Genomic DNA, 7,045 nt, shown 5'->3' on the forward strand with positions numbered 1-7,045 from the left:
AGACCGCATTTCCAGTGGCAAAGGCCGGATATCCGTACATCTTTGCATCCGCTTTTGCCACAGCTGTTTTTGCACTGCTTGGCGCGGATTTCCTGGCTGTTCTGGGGCTCTTTGTGAGCGGATTCATCTGCTATTTTTTCAGGGACCCGGATCGTCTGGTCCCGACCGGCGAGGGGGTTGTGGTTTCGCCGGCCGACGGCAAGGTCATTAAAGTGGAACCGGTGGATCAGACCCTTTACTTTGAAGGGGCCTGCACACGGATCAGTGTTTTCATGTCCGTCTTTAACGTGCATGTCAACCGGGTACCCCACGAGGGGACCGTCCGGCAGGTGAACTATCATCCGGGAAAATTTTTTTCAGCCAACCTCGACAAGGCGTCGACAGACAACGAACACAACGCCTTGCTGCTGGAGAGTCCGAATGGGAAAAAAGTAGGATTCGTCCAGATTGCCGGGTTGGTCGCCCGGCGCATCATCTGTGCCGTTCAACCCGGCGATGTGTTAAAACGGGGACATCGATTCGGCATGATCTGCTTTGGTTCCCGGCTGGACATTTACCTGCCCCCTGAGACGGACATTCGGGTCGCGGTGGGTGATAAGGTCCAGGCCGGCAGCAGTATTCTGGGCAAATGGTAGGGAAATTGGCAGCTTACCCATGAACTGAAATCAGCCAAGCGCACTAAGCATCCGTTAAACCGTTGTCGTAATATGAATCCAGAACCAATTGATTCCCCAATGGCCTGTGCCGTGGGGATCTGTTTTTCTGAAATAGCGAATCATTTAGGAGCCATCCATTGGAACGAATACCCATGACCCGAAACGGTTACCAGACACTGAAAAAAGAGCTGGAACACCTCAAATCCACCGAAAGGCCTCTTGTGATCCGGGCCATTGAAGAGGCCCGCGCCCATGGTGATCTGAGTGAAAATGCCGAATATCATGCAGCCAAAGAACGCCAGGCCTTCATCGAGGGCCGGCTCAGTGAATTGGGATACAAGCTCGGAAACGCGGAAATCATCGACGTGGACAACCGGCCCAAGGATCGCGCGGTGTTCGCCTGCACGGTGATGCTTGAGAATGTGGATACCGGCGAGGAGGTGGAGTACCAGCTGGTTGGCCCCGAAGAATCCGACATCGAAAAGGGGCGCATTTCGGTCACCTCTCCGTTGGGAAAGGCCATCATCGGGAAAAAACCCGGCGAGGAGATTGTGCTCAACGCACCGGCTGGCAAGCGGGTCTACGAGTTGGTGGAAATATCGTAAACAGGAGGACTTCCGTGGCACGAATTACTGTAGAAGATTGTTTGGAAAAAGTACCGAACCGCTTCAAGCTGGTTCACATGGTTGCCGCCCGGGTGCGGCAAATCCGGGAAGGATCTGAATACCTGGTCAGTTCCCCGAAAAACGAGGATATTGTCATCGCCCTGCGGGAAGTTGCCGCCGGGAAGGTCGTAGAAAAGATCGACACCGATCAATAGCCGGTCAATCCGACGTGTTCACCTTGCCCAGGCACAGCCACACATACAAAACGCTGAACAGCCTGGTTGGAAAGGCCATCCACCGCTACGGCATGATCGAGGACGGCGACCGCATCGCTTTGGGACTGTCCGGCGGCAAGGACAGCCTGACCCTGTTGTGGGCGCTGGCCGAACGTCAAAAACGGGTACCGCTGCGCTACGACCTGTTACCCATCTATGTGGATCCCGGTTTTCCGGGTGGCTTTGCCGACCGATTGGCCGACACCTGTCTGCGGCTGGGATTTCACCTGACGGTCGATCGAACGGATCACGGGATTGTCGCCCACAGTGCCGAAAACCGGGAGAACCCCTGTTTTCTCTGTTCCCGACTCCGGCGCAAGCGGCTGTTCGAGCTCGCAGACGGGCTGGGCTGCACCAAGCTGGCATTGGGGCATAACAAAGACGACGTCATTGAAACGCTCTTTTTAAACATATGTTATGCCGGGGAGATCAGCACCATGGTACCGCGGCAGGAACTGTTCAACGGTCGCTTCATCCTGATACGACCGTTGGCGATGGTCGATGAAAACAGCATTCGGCGCTTTGCCAAAGCCCAGGCGCTTCCCCAGTATGTCAACCCGTGCCCATCGGCCGGGGCCACCAAACGCTCGGAAATCAAAACGATGCTAAACGGGCTGTACCAAACCAACCGCAAGATCAAGGGTAATATTTACCGGGCCATGAGCCATGTAAAGATGGATTACCTGTTAAAATAACCTTAACGCGCACCTCCACCAGCCAATAGGCAGATCATGAAAGATGTACAGAATGAGCCGGATCACCGGAATATCCCCATCGACAAGGTCGGCATAAAAAACCTGCGCTACCCCATACGCGTCAAAGACCGCCGCGACGGTTCCCAGAGCACCATCGCGTCGATCAACATGTACGTTGACCTGCCACAGGAGTACAAAGGCACGCACATGAGCCGGTTCGTCGAGATGCTTCACCTGTTGAACCCCGAGATCTCGCTGAAGAAATTTTCTGTGCTGCTGGAGGCCATGAAACAGAATCTGGACGCTGCCTCGGCCCATATCGAGGTGAGCTTCCCCTATTTTATCGAAAAGCAGGCCCCGGTAAGTCTTGCACCCGGATTGATGGACTACAACTGCCGGATTACCGGTTCCAGCAATTCAAGCAACGACATCGATCTGGTTTCCGAAGTCAACGTACCGATTACTTCGGTTTGCCCCTGTTCCAAGGAAATTTCAGACCATGGCGCCCACAATCAGCGCGGCATCGTCAGGCTTCAAACCCGATTCAAAAAGTTCATCTGGCTGGAGGACATGATCGAGTTGGTCGAATCCTGCGCTTCGTGCGATGTCTTTTCGGTGCTCAAACGGGTGGATGAGAAAAATGTGACCGAACGCGGGTTTTCCAACCCGAAATTCGTTGAGGATGTGGTCCGGGACATTTCTGAACGCCTGATTGCCGACGATAACATCACCTGGTTTTCGGTCAGCGCCGAAAACTTCGAATCGATTCATAACCACAGTGCTTACGCGCAGATCACCAATGGCGTCGGGCCGGCCCGCTGATGCCGCATCGGGCGGTGTTCAGAGGGCGGTTTCAGGCAGGTGGTTGTTATGATACCCATCATCGACCCACGACACCATCCCGCAGGCGACCCCGGTCAATCCGGTTTTTAGTGAACCGCGACAGCCAACGCACTCCTTGCGGCTTGCGGCGTGGGGGACAATCGTGCGTGAGGTCGAGGTGTGGGTGCCATGCCATAGCTTGAGGATAGAGGCGAAACGTTGGAAAGAATAATGATCGTTGATGATGATTGCCGCATGCGCCGAAAACTCGAGCGCCTCCTCCTCAATTCGGGCTATCGGGTCCTGAAAGCCGAATCAAGCGAGATGTTGCTTGAGACGATGGGTCACACGCCGCTCGACCTGATCATCATGGAAGCCGCCCTGCCGGGTCTCAGCGGCCAGGAAACCCTTTCTAAATTGCGTGAAGGCAAACAGCGTTGTCCGGTTATCATCCTGGCCAAGACCGCTACCACGGATGACGTTATCAAGGCATCCAAACTGGGTGCATATGATTACGTACTAAAACCATTCGTCGACCAAGAGATGTTGAAGTTGATTGGTATGGCCCTGGAAACCGGGCGTTTCATGCGGTCCCCCGTCAGCATTGACCAAGACCCGGTACAGACCAGCGGCGATCATTTGGTCGGACGGTCTCAACCCATGCAGGCGGTCTACAAGGCCATCGGTCGTGTGGCGCCGACGGATACCACCGTGTTGATTCGGGGTGGATCGGGTACGGGAAAGGAACTTGCCGCCCGGGCGATCTATCAGCATTCAAAAAGAGTGAACGGTCCTTTCGTCATTGTCAATTGCGTGGCCATTCCGGAAAGCTTGTTGGAAAGTGAGTTGTTCGGATATGAAAAGGGGGCCTTCACTGACGCCGATCGGCAGCGGATCGGGAAAATAGAATACGCGGACAAGGGAACGGTTTTTTTAGATGAAATCGGTGATATTCCATTGAGCACGCAGGCCAAGCTGCTGCGCCTACTGCAGGAAAAGAGCATCGAGCGCATCGGTGGCAAAAGACCGATACAGACAGACGTCAGGATTATTGCCGCCACCAATGCCGATCTCGAAGCTAAAATAAAAACGGGCGGATTTCGAGAAGATTTGTACTATCGCATCAATGTCGTCTCTTTGAGCTTGCCGGCGCTCAATGAACGCGTGGCGGACATTCCTTTGTTGGCAGACTATTTCATGGCCAAGTTTTCGACAAGCCTGGGTGTTCGGAATCCCGGCATTTTACCGGAAGCCAAAGCGATTCTGAAGCGTTACCATTGGCCCGGTAATGTGCGAGAACTGGCCAATACGATTGAAAAATGTCTGATTTTCAGCAAGGGCCGGCCGGTCAGCGCCGAAGAGGTCTCGTATTTGGTCTCCGGTAAAGAAACGGTCCAGATAGACATACCCGAAAACTTCGATGCAGTCGTCAAGCGTTGGGTCCGAAACAACATGAGCAGCGGTAAGAGCAACTTGTTGACCGACCTTACCGACCACGTGACGCGGTTGATTATTGCAGAAACGCTTACCGCTTGCGACGGTAATCGCAGCCAGGCCGCCAAACGGCTGGGTGTCTCCCGGCCGACGCTGCTCTACAAATTGGCCAAATTGGGGCTCGATATGCCGCCCAGCGAGGAAACTGACAAATAATTCTTTACCCGTGTAAAGGTTTTTGACACCTCAACATCCACTCAAGCATCTCTCACAACCCTGTTCCTGCCATCTCGTCTCTTTTTATCCGACTGAAATAAAAACTAAAAAAACCAACTTTCCGATTTTGGGCGGTTGGCTGAATTGTGGCATGAAGGTTGCCATTGGTATATAGCGAACGCCGGCCGATCATGGACGACGGCGGCCGACAATACAAGCAGGTACTAACAGACGGCAGGGCTACAGTATGAAAATCGACACGAAACAAGATCGCCACGAGCAACCCAAAACCAGAAACCTGGTGCTGACCGTGATGCTGGTCGCCGGGGTGCCTTTGCTCTTTATCGGATTTGTCATTATTCAGCAATTTGGAGAGGCCTACCGGACCAAGATAACCGAACACTTGACGGTGTTGGTAAAAAAGCACAGCCGGACGATCGACAATTTCTTGACCGACAGTCTTGCAGATATCCGCGTCATGGCCAGGTCACATCCCGTCGAAGACCTGGCGGATACCGTCTTTCTGACCAAAAAACTGGCCATATTGCGCGAAGAGTTTGGCGGGGTGTTTGTCGATCTGGGATTGATCGATCCCCAGGGGGTCCAGCAGGCCTATTCGGGTCCCTTCAACCTGGTCCAAGCCGACTACTCCGGCGCTGTATGGTTTTCCGAGACCCAGCAAAGCCAATTCTACATCAGCGACGTTTTCACCGGCCTGCGGGGGTCGCCCCATTTTATCGTGGCGGCGAAAATACCATGGAATGACCAGGGGTGGATATTGCGGGCCACCGTCGACTTCAATGCCTTCAATGATCTGGTGTCCAATATCCGAATCGGAACCACCGGCATTGCTTTTATCCTCAACCGGGCCGGAGAACTCCAGACCAAACCCCACATTGATGTTGACGGCCTAAAAGGGTCATACAGGGGCGTACAGGAAGCCAAACTGGAGGCCGACAAAGTCCTTATTGCCAATCTGACCACCGACAATGTCCTTCTCGAGGAAAATCCGGATTCGTTCAGCAAAGGCCATATCTTTGCCGTTACCCCCTTAAACAACGGAAGATGGATACTGATCTTCCAGCAGGAGGTCTCGGATGCCTTCGCGACCTGGAACACGACCAAAATTACCGCCGTCCTGCTTTTCCTCTTCTGGGCCGCGATCGTTGCCCTCTTCACCTATTTCATGTCGCGGCGCATGACCCTTCGGATCGAGGAGGTCATCATTGAAAAGGACAAAATGAGCGACCAGGTGGTCGAAGCGGGCCGATTGGCTTCCATCGGTGAGCTGGCGGCCGGTATCGCCCATGAGATCAACAACCCGGTGGCCATCATGGTGGAAGAGGCGGGTTGGATCCAGGATTTGTTGGCGGAGGATGATCCGGCCACAGCGGACAACCTTGCCGAAATCCAAAGGGCCTCCACCCAGATCAAAACCCAAGGGGGGCGCTGCAAGGAGATTACCCACAAGTTGCTGTCCTTTGCGCGCAAGACCGACCCGACGGTCAAACAGATCGATCTCAATGAGATGGTCCAGGAGATGATTACCCTGGTCGATCAGAAAACCCGCTACGCCAGCGTTCAGATAGAAACGCAATTGGATGCCGGCTTGCCGCCGGTGTGGGTATCGTCTGCTGAGTTGCAACAGGTCCTGCTCAACTTGCTCAACAACAGCGTCGACGCGATGGATTCGTCGGGCGGGAATATCCATATCAGCACGCAGTTGAACGACGACCAGATTATGCTCAAGATCGCCGACAACGGCATGGGAATCGCCGAAGCCAATCTCGCCCGAATTTTTGATCCTTTCTATACGACCAAGCCGGTGGGGCAGGGGACGGGGCTCGGCCTTTCGATCTGTTACGGGATCATTAAAAAACTGGGTGGAGACATCCAGGTCCAAAGCACCAAAGGCAAGGGCACGACCTTTTCCGTTTTGTTACCGGTCTCAAAAGACAAAACTGGCGCCCTTTAATATCAACGTTGCAACAAATCTGCGCGCCAACCTTTAAAGGAGGGAAAACCATGGCATACCGAAGCTCAACTTTAGTTCCCCCATCTGTTCTGCTGGTGGATGACGAAGCACCTTTTTTGGAAACGCTGTCCAAGCGTATCGCCAAACGAGAATTGAAGGTGGCCACGGCCTCGAGCGGGCAGGAAGCCCTTGATACGCTCAAAACCGGCGATGGCGCCTCCAATTTCGATGTGGTCATTCTGGATGTCAAAATGCCGGGAATGGATGGCCTGGAGACCCTGGCAGCCATCAAACTGAAGCACCCCAACCTGGAGGTCATCATGCTGACCGGTCATGCGACCGTGGAAAGCGCCATCGAAGGCATGAA

8 protein-coding genes are annotated in these 7,045 nt (G+C 54.0%); all 8 read left to right on the forward strand.

What is annotated here, in order from left to right; all coding sequences use genetic code 11:
* The coding region (locus tag ABYV26_RS17315; RefSeq protein ID WP_372682609.1) for a phosphatidylserine decarboxylase family protein at window positions 1-635 on the forward strand (635 nt) is incomplete at its 5' end.
* Between the two features lie 158 nt (window positions 636-793).
* The gene (gene greA, locus ABYV26_RS17320) at window positions 794-1,261 is read left to right on the forward strand and encodes a transcription elongation factor GreA (RefSeq protein WP_372682610.1); all 468 of its coding nucleotides are present in this window, start codon (window positions 794-796) and stop codon (window positions 1,259-1,261) included.
* A 14-nt stretch (window positions 1,262-1,275) separates the two neighbouring features.
* Entirely contained in the window at window positions 1,276-1,476 is a 201-nt protein-coding gene (gene rpoZ, locus ABYV26_RS17325; protein ID WP_372682611.1) for a DNA-directed RNA polymerase subunit omega, read from the forward strand.
* 14 nt (window positions 1,477-1,490) lie between these two features.
* Window positions 1,491-2,231 carry an ATP-binding protein gene (locus tag ABYV26_RS17330; RefSeq protein ID WP_372682612.1) on the forward strand — a complete coding sequence of 247 codons (741 nt, stop codon included), beginning with the start codon at window positions 1,491-1,493 and terminating at the stop codon, window positions 2,229-2,231.
* A 36-nt stretch (window positions 2,232-2,267) separates the two neighbouring features.
* A complete protein-coding gene (folE2, locus tag ABYV26_RS17335; protein ID WP_372682613.1) occupies window positions 2,268-3,053 on the forward strand; it encodes a GTP cyclohydrolase FolE2 in 786 nt (261 codons plus the stop codon).
* A gap of 231 nt (window positions 3,054-3,284) precedes the next feature.
* On the forward strand, window positions 3,285-4,703 hold the full coding sequence (locus ABYV26_RS17340; RefSeq protein WP_372682614.1) for a sigma-54-dependent transcriptional regulator: 1,419 nt from the start codon (window positions 3,285-3,287) through the stop codon (window positions 4,701-4,703).
* A 247-nt stretch (window positions 4,704-4,950) separates the two neighbouring features.
* Window positions 4,951-6,678, forward strand: a complete 1,728-nt coding sequence (locus ABYV26_RS17345; protein WP_372682615.1) for an ATP-binding protein — start codon at window positions 4,951-4,953, stop codon at window positions 6,676-6,678.
* Between the two features lie 50 nt (window positions 6,679-6,728).
* A partial coding sequence (locus tag ABYV26_RS17350) for a response regulator (RefSeq protein WP_372682616.1) occupies window positions 6,729-7,045 on the forward strand: 317 nt, incomplete at its 3' end.

The sequence above is a fragment of the Desulfosarcina sp. genome (genome assembly GCF_041551955.1).
Taxonomy (GTDB): Bacteria; Desulfobacterota; Desulfobacteria; order Desulfobacterales; family Desulfosarcinaceae; genus Desulfosarcina.

Bases quoted from the DNA above. Each gene is read 5' to 3' on its own strand.
- folE2 (WP_372682613.1), top strand. From the start codon at position 2,268: ATGAAAGATGTACAGAATGAGCCGGATCACCGGAATATCCCCATCGAC.
- ABYV26_RS17340 (WP_372682614.1), top strand. From the start codon at position 3,285: ATGATCGTTGATGATGATTGCCGCATGCGCCGAAAACTCGAGCGCCTC.
- ABYV26_RS17345 (WP_372682615.1), top strand. From the start codon at position 4,951: ATGAAAATCGACACGAAACAAGATCGCCACGAGCAACCCAAAACCAGA.